Annotated in this window: 2 pseudogenes; both read left to right on the top strand. The window is 43.3% G+C overall.

Features of this window, described 5'->3' with window-relative positions:
- A pseudogene (locus WA338_RS18790) lies at positions 1 to 150 on the top strand (MobB family relaxase); the annotation flags it as partial.
- A gap of 4 nt (positions 151 to 154) precedes the next feature.
- Positions 155 to 1118, top strand: a pseudogene (locus tag WA338_RS18785) (type IV secretory system conjugative DNA transfer family protein); the annotation flags it as partial.

Genomic DNA, 1118 nt, shown 5'->3' with positions numbered 1-1118 from the left:
AAGGCATTAGCGTTTAAGCTTATGTCGAAGTCTGGCCTTCCTAAAATATCGGGTATTCCAGTATCTCAAGCGCAAGTTGCACTGCGCGTTTTTAAACGACTTAGACGCGGGGCAGCAATAGCCATTAAATCGAGTTCCATCGGAATCTAAGCTTATGGAACTCGATCAGCTACTTTCCTTAGTATATTTTGGTGTTGGAGCCAGTCTTTGCTTTATAGTGCTATATAAGTTCACCAAATACTCCTTTGGCATCAACTCTTTGTTGCTGCTTCCTATACTGTATTACCTGTCTCTGGAAATTCCGTGGGTTCCTTTAATTATGTATCTGGGGTGCCCACTGCTGCTCATCAATACAGTGTTGTTTGTTTATTTGGATTCTTCTGAAACTGCTCAAAAGATTGATCCTCGCTATACCGTTACTTTTAAAACCAATCGAGGCAAACTACAGCTTCATAACATAAAACGGGGAGCTTCGATTATAGGTGCTGCAGGAAGCGGAAAAACAGAAAGTGTAGTGTATGGCTTTTTACAACACTTTCAAAAAGAGCAGTTATGTGGAGTGATTCACGAGTAGACAGATTTTGAACTTACCGAAATGGCCTACCCGCTGTTTAACGATGGGCCTGTGCCATTTAAGATCATTGCTTTTGATCGGATTATCCATCGGGTGAACCCTATTGCTCCACGCTATCTGGAAAATGAAGAAAGCGTAAATGAAGTAGCTAAAGTACTTATCGAAAACCTGCTTGAACATCGGGAGAGCGGTGTGAGTGGCACCACCAAATTTTTTAATGATGCTGCGGAAGGCTTGATCGGTGGACTTATCTGGAAGCTTAAAACGGAGTACCCGCAGCTGTGTACCCTACCGCATTTAATAGCCATTTACCAATTGCTGGATACGGAAAGCCTGATCGGTTTTCTAAAAACCAATACCACATCTAGGGCCATGGCAGATGCCTTTATCAGCGGTAAAGATTCTGATCGACAAACAGCAGGGGTGAAGAGTACGCTGGCCAATGCCCTCAAGCGCATCAGTACTCAACGTATTTTTATGGTGTTGTCTGCCGATGAAGTACCACTGAACATCAATAGCCCAACAAATCCCTGTGTGCTATCTG

The organism is Leeuwenhoekiella sp. CH_XMU1409-2, from assembly GCF_037029365.1.
GTDB classification, from domain to species: Bacteria; Bacteroidota; Bacteroidia; order Flavobacteriales; family Flavobacteriaceae; genus Leeuwenhoekiella; species Leeuwenhoekiella blandensis.
The sequence above is the reverse complement of the archived record's forward strand: the minus strand, read 5'-3'. Positions and strand labels throughout refer to the sequence as shown.